This is a genomic window from Phaeodactylibacter xiamenensis (assembly GCF_000759025.1).
GTDB classification, from domain to species: domain Bacteria; phylum Bacteroidota; class Bacteroidia; order Chitinophagales; family Saprospiraceae; genus Phaeodactylibacter; species Phaeodactylibacter xiamenensis.
In genome coordinates, this window is the sequence record NZ_JPOS01000098.1 from 68,784 (window position 1) to 88,257 (window position 19,474).

Here is a 19,474-nt window from a genome sequence, read left to right on the forward strand (position 1 = left end):
TGAAACCCCTGAATTAAGCAAGTATCAGGGGGCTATCTTAAATTGAGATGCGTACACCGATGTTGTGGGTACCATTCCAGACACGGGTAGTCCGGTAAGCGTAGTCAATCGCAAAACGCGAAGCACGGCTTTCCGGAGTGTCCTTGCCCAGTGGTACAGCAATCGTTGCACCTGCGCTCAGCCCGGTATAAATCGGGTCATCGAAGGTATCCGCATCACCGGCACCAAACTCATAACGGTAACCACCACGAACCATAAAGAAGTCCTTGAGTGAGTACTCGATACCACCACCAACCTGATCCTGAGAGAAGGAGTTGGATGTAAAGTTACCCAGTACTGTGATGCGGTGCGTGCCACCGGTAATCAGGAAATCGTAAGACAGTCCGATGTTCAGCATAGAAGGCAACTCAAAGTCTGCAGCACGCTGATTGAACGTCAGCTCATATCCCCCGTTATTTGGAGAAGGGCCCTGAGTGGTGAGTCCTTCACCACCATATTGCATACGGCCACCAATATTGCGAAGTGCGATACCAAACTTGAAGTTGTCATTCTCTCCGGTAACATACTGAACGCCCGCGTCAAGCGCAAAGCCAAACGCGTTCACATCCGCGATAGACTCTGAAACGCCACGGAAAAGCACACCAACGGAGATTTTGTTCTCGAAGGTATGCGAATAACCAATGCCCAGATTAAAGAAGCTGGGTGAAAACGTTGAACCGGTACCTCCCGGCTGATCAGTAGTCGTCACAGGGATATCACCGAAATCCACAGACATCAGGCTGATACCGATCGCGCCAGACTCCCCTACCTTCTGAGATACACCCAGCCCGTTGAGGAGAATATCTGTACCTTCCAGATACCGGCCGTGTCCGATCTGCACTTCTGTTTTATTGATACGGGATAAGCCTGCCACATTGATGCGCATGGCTTCCACACCCGACACAAAAGAGGTTGTCATTGAGTGCAACCCTGCACTTTCTGCCCAGGGGTTGAGCAGCAACTGCGCTGCTCCTGCCTCACCTTGACGGTCCGGGTTACCTGCGAAGGCAGATTCTGTGACACCCCAAACCAAAGCCACGGCAAAAAGTAAAGTAGTAATTTTATTCATACCAAATATTTTGAGGAGCTTTCTGCCTCCTTCCAGGGAGGCAGAAAGACTCTCTAAATTTTAAAATTCTAAGGTTGCTTACAACCCAGATGGGTCAAACTGACGGTTCACACCGAACCACTTAATGGTTCTTTCACCAAGTCCTTCCGCTGCAACGTGAATGAGGTATACACCACTTGCCACCGGGATACCTTTGCTGTTGTTCAGGTCCCACTCCAATGCAGGGGTGACCTGATTACGCTCAACGGCACGGTTACCTCCTTCCGGAATGGTTCCGATCTCATCACGGTTGTACTGACGGATAAACTTGCCCTCGAGTGTGTAGATGGTCACCACACATTTCTCTGGCAGGTTTGTGATCTTAACCGTAGTTGTGAACTGTGAAGTCTCATAGTCTGAGAAGCCATAGTATGGGTTCGGCACTACAAGAATGTCCTCCAGTGCATCAGCAATACCTTCCTCATCAAGCTCAGTAGGAGCTGCGCCCTCGATAGAGAACTGATACTTCGGATGGTAGTTGTTCTCACCTGTACCGGTACGCTGATCGCCATCAATATTGTCGACGTCCACTTCTACCTGATATGGATTGGTCACACGGAGTTTCACACGCACTTCCTCTCCTCCGGGAATAAGCCCCTGCTGGTAGTTAGTGAATGGGAAATCGTTGTTACCGATCATCAGGCCAGCCCAGGTGATTTCACGTACGGAGCGTACCTTAGACAATGGTAGTGGGCTTGGCTCGAAATTATCCCGGAAGCTTGCACAGCTATCGTAAGGTGTTTTAGTAACGTAAATCATGTGCTGACCACCTGCGTATACTGGCAGCAAGCCAAGGTTCGCAACCTCAGGAATCACAATCTGGCTGGATGGGTTGAACATCATGTCCGCTCCGTTATTGCCATCCGTGAAAGTCACAGCTGTATCTGCCAGCAATGGGTTATCAGGGCGATAAACAGAGTTCTCTCCGAAGAAGATATTCAGGCGCTGACCTGTTTCCACATCGATGGCATAGCCTGGGAACCACCCCATGCCGTTGCCGTCTTCATCCGGTATAGGAAGGCCATCAGGCCCCGCCTCTTTGCCTACTGAAGGAGCGGCACGCAGATCAAACTGATTCACATTACCCTGAGTGGTAAACCCGGACTCTGTGTAGAAACGGTTGGCTGTTTCGATAACGACACAGCGGCTCCAAAGATCCTTATTTGGTGTGAATACGATATCGACATTATTCAGATCTTCCAGGTCCATCTGGTTACGAACGATACCGCTACCACTGTTGTTAGCCCAAACCGGGCTGATGAATGGGAGCTGGAATTCTCCGCGTGCGGTCCAGTCAAGCAGATAATAAGGCATAAGTGGCGCCTCACCAAACTGCGTCAACCCACCATCCGGGTCAATCGCAGCATCCCGCTCTCCATCAGCAGTCGACATGTAATCGAACAACTGGCTGTTGCCAAAACCTGCCTGACCTCCGGTGAGGTCAAAGTTCTCAGGAATGTAAGCTACCCATGGATTCGCAGCATTGCCTCTTTCGTATTCGATATCAAAACCGATGTAGCCGTTTTCTTCGGTTTCCTGCTCACCTGGCTCAGCAACCTGACCAATGTTTACAGAGAAACCAAATTCAGCGATAATCTGCTCATTCAGAACCTCTATCGTGCGTGCAGACATGATTTCAGTACCGTCACCAAGGTTGCGAAGCACCCAGCGGGCGTCATCTTCCAGGGTTTCATCATCCATATTGCTGTCCATAAATTCAATCTCGAATTCGCCGTCAACAACATCAAGCGGATTGTAGATCAGGATTTCAATTGGACCGGCACCCGGAGCGTACACCAGGTTTTCTTTGTAAGATTCTCCATCTGCAAACGCTTCCTCCATTCCTGCATGAGTTTCCTCACTCAGGTCCAGGAAGTTACGACCTGCACCGACTCCGTCAATACGCGTGATGATGGCACCATCACCATAAGCCGCATTCAGGTCCTGATAAATAATAGGCCTTGGTATGGCAGTGTACGGCAAACCATCACCATTAGGTCCGATGTTACCACGACCCTCCAGATAAGGTTCTGGCTGGCCAAGTACCGTTTCAGGATCGAATGGCTCATACTCATTGTAAGCATAGGCTACTGCTACAAAGTAATATTGCTTGTGGTTGATTAGTGAGCGGGCGCCCTCAGCGAAGGCATCCTCCGTCACCCGGAAGGTATGCTGAATGCCGCGGTTACGTCCTTCCACCTGCAACTCAGGCACATAATAAGGCTCTCCGGTTGGGTTATCAACAGATACCCAGTTGAAGAGGCGGTCTACGCCATTCGTAATATCGACCTGTGCAATAAGGCGCACAAGACTTGGATTATTAACATTCTCAGGAGTCAGGCCTACGTTAGGACCAGCCACCTGATAAATCTTATACCCTTCAAACACATAAAGGCTGTCCTCAACCGTCTCAGGAATCTCGAGCCCGCGCTCTGCGTAAGCTTCGAAAGCGTTGTTGGACTGTACCTCGTCATTAGTTAGGACAAGGATCAGCTCCTCATCCAGTTCGATAATATCGATATCCGGTGCATCTGGTCCGTCCACAATATCAAAGCAGTTGTCAAACAGGGCCTGTGCAATATCATCGGCCTGCTGCAACTGACGGATGGAAGGACAAGGGTAAGGTTGATCAGCAACCCAAACCACACCAATAATCAGCTCATTCACCGCACCCGGGCTTAGCAGGAAGGGACCGGAAGCCTGAATCGTACGGCGGTCCTGGCCAAGCGTTACATTTGCGGTACACATGGACCATCCGTCTACATCGTCTGGAGCTTCTGTGTAAGCGTAATCAATAGGTTCAGTACCATCCTGGTAGGCTTCGCCTCCGTAGGTAAATGGTGTACCATCACGCCAGTGGCCTGTGAGGTACCGGTAGTACTCAATGGGCTGACCGGGGTCAGAAGTACCCGGAGGTGTTCCCGGAAGGCCCCCATTGTTATAATAGGTGAAGGAAGACATGCCCAATTCAATAGCAGTATCTGGGTTTTCCCCTACTTCGATTGGAATCAACTCGCCATTCTCACCAAAACGTACCGGAGCAAGTGGTCCACGGAAGTAGTCAACCCCAAGCAGCGGAATTTCGTCACAATAGGTGTTCACCCCACCGGGACATGTACATCCTGTCTGCCCGTCCAGTGCATCTTCGTTGTATACATAACCTAAACTACGTACGGTATCACAACCGATGAAGTCATCTGTGTAGCAACCCAAATCCGGGTCAACCCACATTGCAAAGAAAGTAGAATCGATCGGCTCAAGTGCACGGTTAATCAGCTTATAACGCTGGAAGGTCATGTCGTTCAGCTCATCGTTTGTAGCATAGCCAAAAGCCTGAACCTGAATCTCCATACGGATTGGATCCGCGTTAGACTGTGTGTGAACGTTACCGTTATCATTGTAGATCCAGAAGATCATTTCATCCGGATATTGAGGGTCCGGACATCCGCGAATCTCAATAATTGGGAAGTCACCATTCAGCGGGTTATACAAACCATCTGCATCCTGATCGGCAAATCCGGCAAGGCCCTGAGCAGTATTTGGCAGTTCAAAGCCATTAACATCAAAGAAATAAGGGTTGCCACGACCAGGCCAGCCACGTACACCACTTGGTATTTGTGAAGCCTCGTAGGGCGTTCCGTTTTCGATAGACTCATTGTAGAGACGCAGGTGCTCATCAATTTCGTCACCGGTCACGACAAAGAATGCATCCCAGTTAGAACAAGTTTCCTGGTCAGTCTCACCTGGGTTTTCCGCGTTAAGCGGAGTCAATGGACCAGACCAGAAGTCGGTAGCACCGCTACTGCGGCCGTAAGTCTGAGCAGCAAGCTTAAGGTTACCTGCGGCATCCACACCACCGAGCCAAACGGCACCGGCAAAGATGGAAGACACTTCAGGCTCACCAGGCGGGACCTTCGGCACGACGTAACGACCGTCGTTGCCATCCCACCATACGTCGCCTCCGGTTGTCAGACGGGCACGAACGTTGTTCACCGCCTGATCGCGCTGAGCTTTGGCCACATCACAGTTAGACCGGAAGCTGACTTGATCGTTGTTATTATTGGGGGCATTCTCTCGTTCGGGATTGACGTGGGCAGAAGCCACGGCAACCGAAAGTACGGCTCCCAATAAAGTGAATAATATTTTACGCATAGCACGCATTTTTAAAATTGAAAGAATGAAGAATGACTGCCCCCGCCGCCAACCATGCAAGGCAGGCGGCGGGGCACATCAAAAGTTGTATTAGAAATCAAAGATTGCACCCAGGTAAATCCGCCGTGGAAGGCTGAAGAAGTTAGGGTTCAACATCCGCCACTGATAAGATGCCAGGAAGGCCTGTACGTCCCGCTGAGAAGCATCAATACTCTGGATTTGGCTCTGTCCGAAAGGTGAAGCCAGGTAGCCGTCATCTTCAGGAGAACCAGTCGCAGAATAAACATTGATCACGTTACGGCGGTCAAGAAGGTTGGAAACCCGACAGTAAATGTTGAGCCCCATGTTCTTGCCGATGTTGAAGTTCTTGTCAATCCGTGCGTTAAGTACATAATTCCAGGGCAGGCGTGCACCATTCAGTGAGCCAATCACACCAGCACCGCCCAACTCCTGAGGCAGGCTCGTGGCAGTGAATGGACGACCGGATACGGCTGTTGCCTGCAGGTTCAGACCTGCGTTGGCAAGGATGTCTGAACCAAACAAACGTGGCCCGTTGTACTGCTTCCCTGATCCGTAGCGGTAATCCAGTACGGCAACGATGCGGTGACGCTCATCAAAGTTAAGTGGGAACAGCGTACGAAGTACACCACGGTTGGCTACGTTACGCTGTGATTCTGCGTTTGACCCTGTACCGTCAGCAAACTGAAGCGTATAGTTCAGGTTCAGAGATACATTACCTGTCCGACGCAGGTCATAAGCAAGTGAGAAGCCTTTAACTGTACCAAAATCCAGGTTGTCAAAAGTCGTGTAACGACCAATAATCGGAACCGGGAAGAAGGTACGCAGCTGAATCATATCGCGCATCTCCTTGTAGTAGGCAGCGATCTTCAAAGCAGAGGAGTTAGACAGCTTCTGCTGGAAACCTACTTCATAGTCAATGGTACGCTCCGGACGCAGGTTCGGGTTGTTCCGATCCAGGTTAGGGCGGTCAAAGAAGTAGAAGAAATCCAGCGGAGACGCGATCGAGTTTGATGGCGGGCGCTGAACAAGGATATCATAGTGAGCGAAGAAGTTCGCCTCATCAGAAATCGGGAAAGAGAAAGCCAGACGCGGCATCACATTAACCTGTACTTCGTAATCCTCAAAGGATGCATCCGGGTTGAAGTCCTCCTTCTTGATGTAGTCAACATCCTCTCGGGCACGCTCACTTGCGTAGATCGGGTTGACAGTGCCACCTTGAAAAATGAGGGCAGGGTTGTTTACCGGGTTACCATTAGGACGGAACCAATTTTCACCATCGCGGTAAGCCTGAACGTTTTCGCCTGACTCATCAACGTATACCTTAAAGTCATCACCAATACCACCAGGACGCTCCCCACCGAATTGAGTGTGGTAGTCCTCTGCACCAAGTATCTCGTAAAGAGAGAAGTTGTCCTTGAGTACGCTTGTGTTCGCATCATAGCGGTCAACCCGTACACCTAAACGGAAAATGATGTCCTTAAAGGTGAACTTATCCTGAATGTAGGCTGCACCGTAAATCGGACGGAAAGGCGCTACCGGGAAGGTACGCAGCCCGGTAACGGGGTCACGGGTGGTAAAGAAGTCCTCAAAAGAACCATTAAAAGCATTACCAAGGTAATCGTAACCAAAGTAACTCAGGATAGGCGAGCCACCAACAACAAAGTCGTTCAACTCCCGGGCTGAGAACATATCCAGGCTCAGCTGATCAGGAGAAAGGGCATCTATATTCACGAAGTCCTTAAGGCCGTCACCGGTTACATTACGAACACGCTCATAGAACTGAGCTTCGTCCCCCGGTGTAATCACAACATCATGGATAGCGCCCATGAACTGCTCACCGGTAAATGGATTGATAATCGGAGCACCTGTCTGTGGATCAAATACAGGTACCACGTCCAATGTATCACTAAGTGGACGGTTGTCTTCTCCAAATGGAATACCCTGAATATGGCTGTTTGCCAGCTGACGGGAAAGCAGCCACAGAGAACGTGGATTGATGGACCATTCGCGGTTGATCCGCTCCTCGTACCAGACACCCAGCTGAATGTTGTGGCGGCCTTTGTCAGAACCACCCGGCACCAGGTCGAAAGAAGTACGCGCCTGGAAAGTATAGGTATCCCGATCGCGCTTACGGTTCAGGTTGTATACCGTACCAACATTAGTATGGAAGTTCCACGAACTGCTAAATACGGAGTTGGTCACCCCATTGAAAGTATTAAAGGCCTGCAGGGTAGGTGGTATCTCAAAGGCATCACCATCCTGGAAAACGTTGTTGTAGTTGGCCAGAACCGGATTTACATCACCCGGTGTATAGTCGGTCAGTACCTGTAGGTAGTCTGTATGAATGGCTACCACGCCCAGTGAATCGTCCGGCTGAATGTCCCAGGTAGGGCGCCATTCCTGTTCGAACTGACCAATGTAGCCATAGTTAAACAGGTTATCGCCATGACGCGGGTCTTCAAGATCCTGAAGGTTCTTTTCATATCCAAACTGTAGCGTATAGCTTGCATTCTGAATCAAAGAGCCACCACTTTCATCTCCGGAGTTGGCACCGCCCAAACGGTGACGGAAGCGGAAGTTGCCACGGTAGTTCTGCTCATTGCTCGTTGGGTTATTCTGCAGGTTGAGCAGGCGCCAGTTTGTCCCGGTTTGAGAGCCTTCACCTGGCGTGAACTGATTGGCCTGATCATATGCCTGAGCTGTAATCGTAATATCGATTGCATCGCTCAAACGGGCATCCAGTTTACCGGTAAGGTCATAACGAGTATACTGCTCATTGGGCTGAAAATCCAGGATATCCACGTCCTCGTTAGTGAGGAAGTCAGCAGCAACCAAACTGTTACCTCCAACTTGGATAACTGGATTGGCCTGCAGTTCTGCCAGCACCTCATCTTTCACTCTGAAAATAGGCGTTGCGGGCGGGTCATCATCCAGCTGATCTGTCAAACGACCTGCAAGGCGGAAGCCCAAAATAGACTCTCCTTTTGTACCATCTTCGTTCCGTTTCTTTAAGATAGGACCTGAGAGGTTGAAGCCCACAAGTCTCTGATCGAATGCATCCGTAAACTGAGAAGTCTCTACTTCAACACCACCGGAGAACTGATTGGATGGCCCTTTGGTTGTAATCGAAATGATACCACCGGTCACGTCACCGTACTGCGCTTCGATACCACCGGTGATGACCTGTAGCTGCTCGATTTCCGATTCCGGAATCAGGTTACCCTGTACACGGATACCGTCTACGTAGTAATCGGTTGCGTTGCTCCGGGATCCCCGGACGGCGATAGCGTCCCCTTCATCCGCACTGGCCAAGCCAGCAGTGGTTGCGGCGAGCGCGTTGATGTTACGTGTAGGGAGGTTCTTGATTTGATCACTGGTGATAGTTGCCCCCTGTGTGGTGTTATCCTGCTCTACGAGCGGCACCTTATAGGAAGTAACCACGACCTCATCGAGGTTAACCGCATCCGAGGTCATTGTGATATCGAGGCGGTTGGCCTTACCAGCGAAGACTTTTACGTCTTCCACACGCTGCTTATTGTAGCCAACATAGCTGGCTTCAACATCATAAGTACCGGGATCGATTTCATTGAAGGCATAGTTACCATCAAAATCGGTCTCAGTACCAGTAATGAGTACTCCGTTTTTGTAGAGTGCTACCGAGCCGAAAATAATCGGCTCCCCGGTATCGTCTACCACCTCTCCCTGAAGCGAAGTCTGCCCGAAGACAGTCGCTCCCGAAAGGAGGAGTACGAATAACACGAGTAAATTACGTACCATAAAATTTCCTGTTTTAAAATTTCGACAAACCAATGGGTTTCCCTAGCTGTGTAAATTAATGTTCGCTCTCTTTCTAACCTGATGATTATCAGGATTTATCGCTTTGTTTCCTGCTTGATGCTTTTGGGATTTGTGAGAGGGAGGTCACCTGCTCATTCCCAAAAGTAGGAAATAATCTGTGTTCTTCACCAATCACATTTGTGCATAAGTCAGGTTTCTGATTTTAAAAAACCTGCTTTCCCGTTCTATTGGATAATGAGGCTTTAGCTAAACGGACCGCGCAAATATAACGCTTCCTTGTTAATTCCAAAGAATGATATTTTAGTCCTCTGGCTGACAAGGAATTTATCCTCTAGCCTACTTGTGATGATATTACCTGCTCAGCCCAAAGGGACGAAACCTTTACCCCCACCAATCAGGATTTTGAAATCAATAAACCCTGACCAACAAAGAGAATATGTCGGCAATTAGCACAAACAACGGCTCCCTTCCTGCACCGCCTTTGCGTATGCACTGACCTGCCCAAATTCCCTGATATAGCCCATCCGATAGTTTGCCACGTAGTATTCCCTTCAAAATTCCCAAATAAGGAATTAAATTTACGATCAATTTAAACCAATTTAAGATGGGACAAACACACCTGACTTACCTACAATTTTCATTGCTTTTGCTAATCGGGCTTTCAATTAGCAGCTGTCAGGCAGAAGAGAAGCCCGAACAGCCCGGGCCTACCACCTACGCAAGCCTTTTTGTCAGATACATCGCTCCGCAGGGGCAGCTCAAAGTCACGGCTGCTTTCCGCGAAGGCGATAGTATCTCCACTGCTCAACCGGTTGAAATGCCCGGAGGAGTTACCTATCAGGGCCGCCCTTTAGATGCACGCCCACTGCCCGACCAACAGGTACGTTACACTCTAGACACCCGCGCGCCTTTTGCAAAAGACCACCGTTTCGGGTTTCAGGCAGCTGATGGACAACCACGGGAAGCCGTGCTATCTCTTAGTCCGATCGAAACATTCAGCGTAGTTGGGGGCATTGCAAGCCTTTCAGAAGGCATGACACTTTATATCAAAGACGAAAAAATCGACGAAGGCGAGAGCATCGTACTGTTGTTTAGCGATGCCAATAATAAAGCGACCACTATTACCCTGACCAACCCCTCTGTGCGTGATACTTTTCCTATCGCAGGCATCCGGCTGAGGAAACTTCAACCCGGGCCGCACCGGGTTTACCTGGTCAAAAAGCAGCAACAACAACTCGACCTGCAAGGGGCAAAAGCCACTGCCGAAATTGAGTATTACACCGCAGAACAGTCCTTCGAAGTCACAGAATAGCCCTGCCCCATCAAAAATTCATGGGTTTGCGTTCGTTCCGGAACCATGAACTATTATATCTTTGCATGCAATTTGTAATTGCCCCTTACCGGTAACTCCTTCCTTCGCACCGGTTGGCGGTCTAAAATACTCGTAATGCCAAAAGATCAATCTATCCAATCCGTCCTGATCATAGGAAGCGGGCCTATTGTGATTGGGCAAGCCTGTGAGTTTGACTATTCTGGTTCTCAAGCCTCCCGCTCTCTGCGGGAAGAAGGGGTTGAGGTCAGCCTGATCAACGATAACCCGGCAACCATCATGACAGACCCTGTTACTGCTGATCACATCTACCTGTTGCCGCTTACCGTTGAAAGTATCGTACAGGTACTCGAAGAGCGTAAGATTGATGCGGTACTCCCAACGATGGGCGGGCAAACAGCCCTTAATCTGGCCATCGAAGCTGGTGAACAGGGCGTTTGGGAAAAATACAACACCCGCCTGATTGGCGTTGATCTTGAGGCTATTGAACTTACAGAAAACCGCGAAGCGTTCCGAAAGCACATGATCGACATCGGGCTAAGCGTAGCGCCTTCCAAAATCGCCAACTCTTTTCTGGAAGGTAAGGAAGCGGCTCAGCAGATCGGCTATCCGCTCGTCATCCGCCCCTCTTACACGCTTGGTGGGTCCGGTGGAGGCTTCGTGCATAGTGCTGATCAGTTTGATGCTGCCCTGCGCCGGGGACTGAGTATGTCTCCCACACATGAAGTACTGGTCGAAAAAGCAGTGCTGGGCTGGAAAGAATATGAGCTGGAATTGCTCAGGGACGCCAATGATAATGTGGTGATCATCTGTACAGTGGAAAACCTCGACCCTATGGGCGTACATACGGGTGACAGTATTACGGTGGCTCCGGCAATGACCCTTTCCGATACTGCCTATCAGCAAATGCGGGACGAAGCCATTCAGGCGATGCGATCCCTGGGCAACTTTGCAGGAGGATGCAATATCCAGTTTTCTATCAACCCGGAGACGGAAGAGCTGATCGTGATCGAAATCAATCCGCGGGTAAGCCGCTCTTCTGCCCTGGCCAGTAAGGCCACTGGCTACCCCATTGCAAAGATTGCTGCCAAGCTCGCCATTGGCTATACCCTGGATGAGCTCAAAAATCAGATTACCAAAACCACTTCTGCCTACTTCGAGCCAACGCTAGACTACGTAATTGTGAAAATGCCGCGCTGGAACTTCGATAAATTCCAGGGGGCTGACCACGAGCTGGGCCTGCAGATGAAGTCGGTGGGTGAGGTCATGTCCATCGGGCGTAACTTCCTGGAGGCTTTACAAAAAGCCTGCCAGTCCCTCGAAAATAACCGCATGGGCCTGGGTGCCGACAAAAAGGAATGGATACGTACAGCGGATATATTGGAGCGCCTGGAGAAGCCAAGTGAAGACCGCATCTTCCGGCTTAAAGATGCACTGCGCCTCGGCGTACCGGAAAAAACCATCCACAAACTCACCCGCATTGACCCCTGGTTTATCAAACAGATTAAGCGGCTGGTCAAAATGGAGCAGCAACTGATGCGCTACAACGTGGCAGAGGACATCCCAGAAGATTTCCTGCGCCAACTCAAAGAGGTTGGGTATTCTGACGCTCAAATTGCCTGGCTGCTGCGCATTGAGGATGAAGAGGTCAGTAACTACCGCAAAAAACTGGGCATCCGCCGCACCTACAAAATGGTGGACACCTGTGCTGCTGAGTTTGAAGCGCAAACGCCCTACTTCTACTCTACCTTCGATAAGGAGAACGAAAGTATCCCCTCTTCCGACAAGAAAAAGATCGTGGTCCTTGGCTCTGGCCCTAACCGTATCGGGCAGGGCATTGAGTTTGATTACTGCTGTGTTCACGGTCTGATGGCCGTCAAGGAAGCCGGGTACGAAGCCATTATGATTAACTGTAACCCGGAAACGGTCTCTACGGACTTTGATATGGCGGACAAGCTATACTTTGAGCCGGTTTTCTGGGAACATCTGGAGGAAATCCTGGAGCTGGAAAAACCAGAGGGTGTTATCGTGCAGCTCGGTGGCCAAACTGCGCTGAAACTGGCGGAAACCCTCCATCAGAAAGGGTATAATATCATTGGTACTTCCTTCCCGAATATGGACCTGGCTGAAGACAGGGGAGCCTTCTCCGACTTGCTCAAGGAGCTCGAAATTCCATATCCTGAATACGGCGTTGCCAACGACGCTGATGAGGCCTTGCAAACTGCACGCAAAACAGGTTACCCGGCACTCGTCCGCCCATCTTATGTGCTCGGTGGGCAACGAATGCGGATCGTCATCAATGATGAAGAACTGGAGCGGCATGTCCTGAGCATTTTCAAGCACCTTCCGGACAACCGTGTCCTGATCGACCAATTCCTGGACCGGGCCAAAGAGGCAGAAATTGATGCCATCTGCGATGGCGACGAGGTGCACATCATGGGTATCATGGAGCATATCGAGCCTGCGGGCATCCACTCCGGCGACAGCTCAGCCGTCCTTCCCACCTACAGCCTCTCTGTAGAAGCCGTCAGTAAAATGGTGGAATACGCAGAGAAACTAGCTAAGGCACTCGATATCCGTGGCCTGATTAACATTCAGTTCGCCATCAAAGACGATAATGTCTATGTGATTGAAGCCAACCCACGGGCATCAAGAACAACACCGTTCATTGCCAAAGCCTATCAGGTGCCTTACCTCAAAATCGCAACCAAAGTAATGATGGGCACGCATAAGCTGAAAGACTTTGACATCAAGCCCCGTCCGGGCGGCTTTGCAATTAAGGTGCCGGTGTTCTCTTTCAACAAATTCCCGAATGTGGACAAAAACCTCGGGCCGGAAATGAAATCGACCGGTGAAGGCATCCGCTTCATCAAAGACCTCTCGGACCCCTTCTTCCGGGAGCTTGACAAACAGCGGTATATGTATCTGACCCGATAAGATATCATTCAGGAACTGCTTCATAAGCCCCTGGCAAAGAAAATGCCAGGGGCTTTTTTGATGGGGCAAACTATCGGCAATGTCCTGTTGTTTGTAGAATAGCTAATAAAAAGAACAGTCGCTATTGCCTACCTGAGTTTATTGATTAGTTGTCATTCAATCCTTAAAAAACTTTGATTGCACGCTAGCTGTTTAAGCCTGTGCTTTTTCAGGTTATACGCAATACGAAGTGGTCACCTACTGGCGCTAACGGCCAGCACGGGGAACGATAAATGTCGGGTCTTTGATCCAGACGATGAATGTCTGGGCTTACAGTCCAGACATTCATCGTCTGGAATCTTGGATTTGCGACATCGGCCACTGACGAAGCATGGCTTGTCAGGGCAGCCCCGTGACGAAGCGTAGCTTGTCAGGACAGGCGCAAGCCACTTCCCAGCGAAAATGCTGACCCTCTTGCCTTTAAGGTGGTCAAAGCTCTAAGGCGGCGAGACACGGGCAAGCATTGAGTAGGTTTGCTATAGCAAACCACTTAATCGTCAGTATAGTTATGGTCTTTTATCATTTGAAGTGATCCATTCATGAGCAACAGTCCATTATCTATTTCACATTTTAATGACAACCGGCAGGCCCTCCCTGACCTCCATCCTGATTTCCACCTGCGAGACCTTCAAAATACCAACTGGGAAGATGAAGAGTATGGTTTCGACCCGGATGCATTTGAGTTTTCCATTGATCCCATGTGGCAGGAAATCACCAATCCGAAGTTTAAGCATGGAAGTGTCGTTAGCATCAACATTGACCTTGATCCGCAAAGTTTTGAAGTGCCCAACCTTACTGCCAAGGGTTGGTGTGGAAGAGTAGAAACCGGAATCACAAATGGTAATTCAAACTTTTTCGTCATTAGCCTGGACAGCAAAACCATAGATAAACTACCGGAAAAGTATCTCAAAGAAATAGTGGAGCTAGCAGATGGAGACAACCCGTTCCTTTTTGAAATACCGGAAGAAGCTCTAATAGCAGCATCTCCCAGAGATACGGAAACAGAAGCCCTGAACCGGCAGAGGTTAGCCTACCATTCTTATTTCTGGGGAAATATCAGAAAAGATGCGCAGGCCAAACGGATGTTCCGGATTCTCACCAGGGATTACAACGATGACGATCTGGGCAATTGGCTTTACCATTTCCAGCATGAGGTGAAGTATCCGATCCCGGCAGAAGTTGAGGGGCTGCTCATGGATGAGATTGCCCCAGGCACCAACGTACAGATCGTTGGTATCGAGGGGATTGACCCTAAGGGAAAATCAGGGCTGATTGGTTCCGTTCAGAAAGGGCGTGCCATACGCTCCTACCCTCTCAGTGAATTGTTGCCACTCAATGAAGATGACCCTATACAGACTCCACTAAGCGACTACCGCTACTGGGCTGACTTTTCGCTGGTATAAAATCAGGCTTCTTGTAGCTCCACAACGAGTTTTCCCACCGTCTGACCGGACTGAAAACGCAGGATAGCGCCATGCAAATCCTCAAAAGCAAACCGCTCCCCTACGATTGGGCGCCTCAAATCCAGGCTTTTCAGTTCATCGAGCAGCTGATGCATCAATGCTGCCCTCTCGTACAGCCATATGAGGTTGAAGCCCATAATACTTTTGTTGTGCTCAGGCATTTTCTGAGGATCAAGCTTAGGCCGGGTAAGAAAGTGGTACAACAGGCGCAAATAATTCGGCCGGTTGCCCACAGATGCGTAGCGCGCTGACCCGTAAACAATCATTCTACCCTGTGGTGCCAGCACATCATAGCCTATACTGAAGATTTTCCCGCCTATGCATTCCATAATCAGATGCAGCTCCTTATCACCAAGTGCGCCCTCGAGATCCTGCCGGAAAGACTGCCGGCGCACGATTCCATGATCATATCCCTCCCGCTCCAGTACTTGCAGTTTATGGGGGCTGCCAACTGTACCTATTGTGTAGGCTTCATATTGTTTAGCAATGCGGTTAGCCCAAAGCCCTACACCTCCTGCTGCACTGTGTATCAATACGTTTTGCCCTTTTTGAATAGCCCCAAGTTGCTTCAGTCCGTAGTAAGCCGTCAAAACTTGCACCAGGTAAGCACTTCCCTCTGCAAAAGTCCAGGAGTCAGGCATCGGAATCACATAGCGGGCATCGATATTAAGATGAGAAGCATAGGCACCAAAGCGGGTTACCCCCATTATTCGGTCACCTGAGCGTATATTTTTTACTCCTGGCCCTGTAGCGATTATCGTTCCGGCATATTCCAGGCCTGGCACGAAGGCCCCTGTTGGCGTTGCACCATACAGCCCCCAAATAGCGAAGATATCTGCAAAGTTCAGCCCGATTGCACGGACGGCTACCTGCACTTCACCCGCGGCAGGAGGTGGCAGGGTTTCCTCCTCTAATTTAAGGTTGTTCAGGCTACCGGTACTCCATCGCCCCGTTTTAGCCTGAATGCGATACGCTTTGCGCGGAATGGGCCCTGCCATACTAGTGAAGTTGGTTTAATTGTTGTAAAATAGCTATTGCCTGTGGATGTTCCGGGTCAAGCCGGAGGACACGGTTCAAAATTTCCTTTACAGTTTTGTAGTCTTTATTTAGTAACCGTACCGCTGCTTTATTGAGCAAAGCCTGAATGTAGTCCGGGTCTAGCGCAATAGCTCTGTCGTAATATTCTTCTGCTTCTTTGGTATGCCCCTGCAGCACTCTCACAAAGCCAAAGTTAGAAAGTGCTCTTGGGCGTTTGGGGTTCTCTCTGATCACCCATCCTAAGACTTCCTCCGCTTCCGGTAATTGCCGTAGCTGCACCAGCGCCGCTCCCAGTTTCTCTTTAAAATCAAGATGGAAAGGCAATAATTTATCCGCCCGGCGGTAGAAGTTCGCAGCCTTTTGAAATTCCCCGGACTGATAGAAAGCCTCGCCAATCCGGTAAGCGGTCCAGGCATCCTTCACATCAGCAGGCATTTTGCCAGTACTTCGCCTCAAAACATTTGAATAATCTTCTCTGGCAAAAAAGTAATGTACCTCCACCGGAAATTGTTCTGTCTCCAAGGCCTCTGACCGTTGCAGGTACGCCCACGCAGAATCCAGCACCATTGAAGACTGTACGTACTTGTCGTACATTGCAAGATAACCCTTTGCCATTTCCAGGGCAGTTCCGGTCTCTTTGGTCAGAATCTCCAGCCCAAGGAATGTTCCTTCCTGAGTAGCTGATTGTTCCTTTTTTGAGCTTTTAGCAGTCTCTTTGCTGATGTAATGATCCGTAATGTTGACATGAGGTATGTCAATACTGCCGGAGCGGGGCATATGGCAGCCTGAGCAATCATTGCCCTGCGACAACCGTTCAGCTAAAGGGAAGGCACAAGTCGATTCCTCCGGCCCATCATGACAACTTTTACAAGCATTATTGTATTGCCCCTTACCTGTAACTTCGATGCTCTTGTGCGGATTATGGCAAGTAATACAGGTCATTTCTGAATTCAAATAACAAGCGCTCAGGCGCAGGCGGTCTGCCTGAGAAGCCATGATGAATTTCTCATGAGAATCAGTATACCGCGGCAGGAATACATTAAAAACCTCCTCAAGCCGCATTCCCGGCTTAAAATCGTAGAATGACTTGCCATCCTGCAAAACAGCTATCCCCTGCAAATGACAGCGTTGGCAAAGGTCCATTTGAAGGTCACGCGAAAGATCCCGGGGGTTGACAATGGAGTAGTCTGTAAACTTTGAGGTATCTATGATTTCCCCTGCCAGTTTTTCTTTTACATGAATTTCACCCGGACCATGACAGCGTTCGCACTCTATGCCCGTTGGCATATTTACATATTTGTTCATAGAACCGGGCACCTGTTCCGGCAGATGATTATGACAGGTAATACATTCTGCTGATAATAGCCGGCTAAACCGTATGTTGTCGCCTCTAAACCCTGGTGCCATATCCCACCTCTCATCCTGGGTATAGTAGGTGACAGGCGCCTGGTACAGGTAACCGTTGAAATCGACCATATGAGAATTCGTATGCTGCCCGGAGCCTACGATGTAATCGATTTGTTCCAGCCGCTGATGAACGGTATCTAAACCTTCCAGCCGGTACTCAAGCACATACATCTGACTATCCCTAAAAAAAGGTTGATAGTATAGATCAGAAGCTTCATCATAGACTACAGCATGCGGCCCAAACTTAGCATCCGTTTTTTCCAGGGTTGCCCGGTCAAAAGAACGCCCCATACCAGTATGGATAAAGGTCGAATGCACATTGGAATGGCAGGATTTACAGGTTTGCATCCCTACGTATGCGACGCCCGGTGCCAGGTTTTTATAGGTATCAGATTGGGCGGCCCTATCTGGCAAATCACGTGTACAAAAGACCATAGCCAACGCCAGCGCGCCAAAAAAGAGATATATCAAGCGTTTTATCATGCCGGTCTAAATAATTTATAGGATTGCAAAGGTAGGTAAACTAAAAAATATCCGGCGATCTTCACTACCAGCCAAGTTGTCAGCTTTAAGCCTAAACATAGAAAAGCCATTCTTAGAGATACTGACATAGTATCTTCTAAAACCAGAAAGGCCGGGCGCCCTTTCGGATGCCCGGCCTCCCGGTCTGCCCACTGCGGGCGCCGCCTAAGCAGCGCCCGCCGGGCTATATCTCAAAGAGATGGTTACTTGATGATTACCATCTTCTTCGTTGCTGTGTAGTCACCAGTTTCAACAGTGTAAGATACTACGCCTGTCGCCGCTAGCTCAGAAGACTTAACCGTGATGTGGTTGTAGCCCTTAGAGCCGTCCTGGCGGTACAGTTTCAGTACCTTGCCGGTTACGTCGCTGATGGTGATCGTCACCTGTGCTGCCTCTGGCAGGTTGAAGCCGATCACAGTCTCGCCCTTGAATGGGTTCGGCTGGTTCTGGTACAGCTCGAACCTGTCCGCCGAAGCTGTAGCGGAGGCGGAGCCAAACTCTATCGCTACGTCCTGGAAGCTGCCGTCTTTGCCGTAAGCTTCTGCCTTCGTAACTGCTGAGCTTACGCCCAGTACTTCGCTCAGCATCACGTCGCTGTTTGCGCGCAATACCAGTGTGAACAGCTCTGCATCAGATGCTTCGCCGTTCCAGCTTGTCGTGATCATGCCTTCGCCCAGGTAAGACAGGCCGAAGTTGTCTTCAGTCGCTACACCGCTTACGATGTCTACCAGCTCTACGCCGTTGCTCAGCGTCAGCGTCGCCTGGTAGCCCTCGATGCGTGCCAGCTCAGCAGCTGTGAAGCTTACGCGGTACTCATTGCCCGCCTTCAGCTCCTGCTCGTCTGTCTGCAGTGCAAAGGTGCCTTCGTAGCTGCGCTCGTCAACTACTGCAAAGCTGTTTGCTGCCGCATCACCGTTCACATCACCAATCTTCACCGCTACGAAGTCCGCATCCATGATGCTTGTCGCAGGCAGGTCGTTGATGTTGATCACTTCAGGGAACTGCTCTGCCCATGGGTTAGATGGGTCTGGGAAGACGTAAGCTTCCTCTACAAAGCGCCAGCTCGTGTTGTTAGCGAACTCTGTATCGATAGACAGGATCAGCTTGCGCAGCTGGATCAGGTCCAGAGTAGTGATAGAGCCAGAGTTGTTAACGTCCGCTGCGATACGCTGGTATGGCGTGCTCAGCGGGCCAACGCCCAGGATGTGCTTGCTGATCAGTACCAGGTCGAACGTAGACACACCGTTGAGGTAGTCGCCGTCGCGCTGTGGCGTGATCGTGTAGTCAAGGCCTGCTGTCAGGTTCGTGAATACGTAAGCGCCGTCGTTCTGAGTCGTCATCGCTGTAGAAGCCTGGCCGGAAAGGCTGACCTGTACATCTTCTACCGGCTCGTTGTCCTCGGTATTGACTGCACCGGCTGCCATTGGTGCTGCTGCACCGCATACGCCCATGTTGTCCTGTACCAGGATGTAAGTCTCGCAGAAGTCGCTGTTGCCAGCTGCGTCGTACGCCCAGATCTCGATCACCAGCGTGCCTTCGTCGTCACAAGTCAGCACAAGGCCGGTCTGGTCAGGGCCGTTAGGCTCGCCTGCACGGTTGATAGAGTACTTGATCGGCTCA

The 19,474-nt window shown here is 50.1% G+C and carries 9 protein-coding genes; 3 read left to right on the forward strand and 6 right to left on the reverse strand.

Features of this window, described 5'->3' with window-relative positions; translation table 11 throughout:
• Nucleotides 1-37 precede the first annotated feature (37 nt).
• From IX84_RS29370 to IX84_RS29380, 3 genes are all read right to left on the reverse strand, one after another.
• Nucleotides 38-1,108: a PorV/PorQ family protein gene (locus IX84_RS29370; RefSeq protein WP_044229920.1), complete on the reverse strand. Its 1,071-nt coding sequence runs from the start codon at nt 1,106-1,108 to the stop codon at nt 38-40.
• A 78-nt stretch (nt 1,109-1,186) separates the two neighbouring features.
• Nucleotides 1,187-5,299, reverse strand: coding sequence for a hypothetical protein (locus tag IX84_RS29375; RefSeq protein ID WP_238578357.1), 4,113 nt, complete (start codon nt 5,297-5,299; stop codon nt 1,187-1,189).
• Between the two features lie 90 nt (nt 5,300-5,389).
• Nucleotides 5,390-9,097: a TonB-dependent receptor gene (locus tag IX84_RS29380; RefSeq protein ID WP_044229925.1), complete on the reverse strand. Its 3,708-nt coding sequence runs from the start codon at nt 9,095-9,097 to the stop codon at nt 5,390-5,392.
• A gap of 625 nt (nt 9,098-9,722) precedes the next feature.
• On the opposite strand from IX84_RS29380, the gene IX84_RS29385 reads away from it, so the two are divergent.
• The 3 genes from IX84_RS29385 to IX84_RS29395 all read left to right on the forward strand — a co-directional run bounded on the left by IX84_RS29385 (nt 9,723) and on the right by IX84_RS29395 (nt 14,827).
• Nucleotides 9,723-10,430, forward strand: a complete 708-nt coding sequence (locus IX84_RS29385) for a hypothetical protein (protein WP_044229928.1) — start codon at nt 9,723-9,725, stop codon at nt 10,428-10,430.
• 135 nt (nt 10,431-10,565) lie between these two features.
• The gene (gene carB, locus IX84_RS29390; RefSeq protein WP_044229930.1) at nt 10,566-13,385 is read left to right on the forward strand and encodes a carbamoyl-phosphate synthase large subunit; all 2,820 of its coding nucleotides are present in this window, start codon (nt 10,566-10,568) and stop codon (nt 13,383-13,385) included.
• 578 nt (nt 13,386-13,963) lie between these two features.
• Nucleotides 13,964-14,827, forward strand: a complete 864-nt coding sequence (locus tag IX84_RS29395) for a calcium-binding protein (RefSeq protein ID WP_044229932.1) — start codon at nt 13,964-13,966, stop codon at nt 14,825-14,827.
• Between the two features lie 2 nt (nt 14,828-14,829).
• Here the strand turns inward: IX84_RS29395 and IX84_RS29400 are convergent, their stop codons facing one another.
• The 3 genes from IX84_RS29400 to IX84_RS29410 form a co-directional block, all read right to left on the reverse strand.
• Nucleotides 14,830-15,885: a synaptic vesicle VAT-1 family membrane protein gene (locus tag IX84_RS29400; protein ID WP_081969014.1), complete on the reverse strand. Its 1,056-nt coding sequence runs from the start codon at nt 15,883-15,885 to the stop codon at nt 14,830-14,832.
• A gap of 1 nt (nt 15,886) precedes the next feature.
• The gene (locus tag IX84_RS29405; RefSeq protein WP_044229935.1) at nt 15,887-17,815 is read right to left on the reverse strand and encodes a tetratricopeptide repeat protein; all 1,929 of its coding nucleotides are present in this window, start codon (nt 17,813-17,815) and stop codon (nt 15,887-15,889) included.
• Between the two features lie 242 nt (nt 17,816-18,057).
• Nucleotides 18,058-19,474 (reverse strand): T9SS type A sorting domain-containing protein (locus IX84_RS29410; RefSeq protein ID WP_044229937.1); only part of this gene is annotated, 1,417 nt, incomplete at its 5' end.